Below are 2,550 nucleotides of genomic sequence, written 5' to 3' on the forward strand. Positions count from 1 at the left end.
GGCAAGCAGAGACTAAACACATTACTGCAAAGGAGCCATTCGTAATATTGAAATGTCAGGTCGTCACCAAAAACGTAACAGTCATAGGAGATATCAATAGCAATGTCTTGAGACTGTCCTTGAATACATACCTGCCAAACAACCCCTTTTTGAGATAACTCATCGAGCAAAGGCTGTAACTCGCTCATATGACTGTCTATCACTTCAATTACCACCGGACGAGTCGGCAGTTTCATGTCGTGCTTGAACAAGTGAAATCCCTTATCTTGATGGCAATCCATCACGCTATTCGCCGCTCTTTTTTGGCTACCAAGCGTAAAACGTCGACTATGATGAACAATCCAGGCTCTTTCTTGAGCGGATAATGCACCGACATGATGATGAAACTGTAAAACAGTACATCCGCTGCGATCGATTTTTTGTGGCTGAGTAGGTTGGGATTCGCAATAGAGCAGTTCTGCCACGTGCATAGGCGCTTGAGGTTGGGCATCACTACACCAAAATTCTACTCGTTCAATATGGCCACCAAAACCAAAATAGTGGTTATTGCGAACTAAACTCCAATATTGTTTTTCCAAACTTTCGACTCGATATACCCCACACCCAATTGGTTTTGAAGCCTGATAATCAAAAATTGCACTGTGTGAGTCAGCTAACAAATGCAGGAAAACTGGGTCAGATTGACGCATAGAGAAAATGACCCACTGCTTATCTATGTCAATACCCTCTACATGACGAAATAGAATTTGATATGGATGTGGCGTACTAAGGCGCATTTCTATATTTTTTTTTACAAGTTCCGGTGTCAGCGCTTCTCTATTGTGCATCATTATGTCATTACGGATGCGGAGACGGATTTGCTTGTCACTGTAATGAAACTGGTGAGCGATATGAGGCACGATGTCATTCTGAATAGGGTTATATCGAACTAAGGTATCGAAGACGCTTTCGACCAATAAAATAGAACGAGCGGACTGTGCCAAATGAGGGTGCCATTCAGGCAGCATATAAGGGACTAAATACATCAAAGTATTCTGTTTTTTTAATTCCTGCTGTGCGTCCCCTAACCAGAGAGGTAAGTGAGCTTGAAATAGACGAACTTCGCCAAATTGAGTAGCTAGTCGAAATGCCTGATCTATTCTGCCAGAGCGAGCCATGCGCTCTAACTGAGTCAGCAGTGAGGTCTCAAAACTTTTTAATAGCGTCAATTTTGAGCGATGACCACGGCCCTGACCCGAAGCCCAATGGATAAGCCCAAAGCTTTCAAAAGAAGCCATTAGCTTACTCACGTACCTTTCTGAACAGGCCAGAATTTCAGCAAGTGAGACAATATCAACATCATAAGCTTCATTGCGAGAAAAATGTTTCTCGAGTTGCTTTAAACGCTGCAGATGACTCGTAGATAACAACTGAGAAGCTACCATGTCAACCTCAAAATTATGTTCATTAGATACAACGAATACCTCTGAATATGGCAACTTAACTTAAAGTTGTCTTCTTATAATTCCACGGGAGGTGATTAATAAAGGTGGATAACCTGACCGACTAGGAATCCCACTAAGAAAACTATCCCAGAAAAGCTCGGACGGCTTTGGTTTTGTCTCACCGCTATCTTTTGTTCTGGTTCCAGTAAGTAGTGTTTCGCGTTTAAAGTATAGAATGTGTAGTCTAATGGATTCATTGTTTTACTCGCAGATAATGACTCATGTGTTCATTATCTGCGAACAAACCTGAAATAATAACGCTCTCTTTACTATAAACAGTTCACCTTTTAATTAATGAAGTACAGTTCCATTTTTGCTAACTGCTACCAAACAAAATAATTCAACAAGCATATAAAGGCAAGTTAAGCAGAGAAAGCGTTTAAGACAAGTTTCTAACGCAGGTGTTAGGCGCTTTCTTGTTGTTTCTCAGTCCGTTTCTTCTGATTTTTTTAACGCTTCGAGTATTTCTTTCATACGCTCTGGGCGCGTTTGGATCCGGAACGGTCCGGTTTGTAGAGCGGGGGAAGTCTTGCTGCCATATTGTCGCCCTCCATCGATGCCAATTCAGCGATGATCTGGTGATATTCTTGAAGTTTAGACCCAATGTAGCCTCTAATATTAGTGTTATTATAACGCAAGTTTTCGTAGCTCTGAGGCCACACATTCTTATGGATCGCGTTGCTGGTTTGGTCGTCAACTTGAATTGCTGTGTCTATCCGTTTTAACAGACAAAAGAGACTGTTGAGATCTTGATAAAACGTGGCGGCGTACGTGTAAAAGCCTTCGTTGCTATGCTTGATTATAGCCGAGCGGCCTTCGTTCACTTTAGTGAGCGAGATCGTCAAGAAAACAGGATAGAAGGCCTTGAAGAAGCGTTTGAATACTTCGGGGGCGTCCCAAAAGAAGTGTTGTTCTATAATGCGAAAGCCATCATGATAGAGCGTGATGCATACGGTGAAGGTGAACACCGCGCTGCTCGCCATAGCCAAGAAATACAACTTTAAACGGGGTTTGAGCACCACTGGAAAAATAAAATTAAGAGAGTTACGTATTTGTATTTAATATC

At 42.0% G+C, this 2,550-nt stretch carries 1 protein-coding gene and 1 pseudogene; one reads left to right on the top strand and one right to left on the bottom strand.

Features of this window, described 5'->3' with window-relative positions; translation table 11 throughout:
* Positions 1–1,424 (bottom strand): SgrR family transcriptional regulator (locus AB4496_RS27005; RefSeq protein ID WP_372132995.1); only part of this gene is annotated, 1,424 nt, incomplete at its 3' end.
* A gap of 812 nt (positions 1,425–2,236) precedes the next feature.
* Between AB4496_RS27005 and AB4496_RS27010 the strand changes: the two are divergent.
* A pseudogene (locus AB4496_RS27010) lies at positions 2,237–2,489 on the top strand (IS21 family transposase); the annotation flags it as partial.
* Between the last annotated feature and the right edge of the window lie 61 nt (positions 2,490–2,550).

Origin of the sequence: Vibrio sp. 10N.222.46.A1 (genome assembly GCF_041473595.1) — a bacterium.
GTDB lineage: Bacteria > Pseudomonadota > Gammaproteobacteria > Enterobacterales > Vibrionaceae > Vibrio > Vibrio tasmaniensis_A.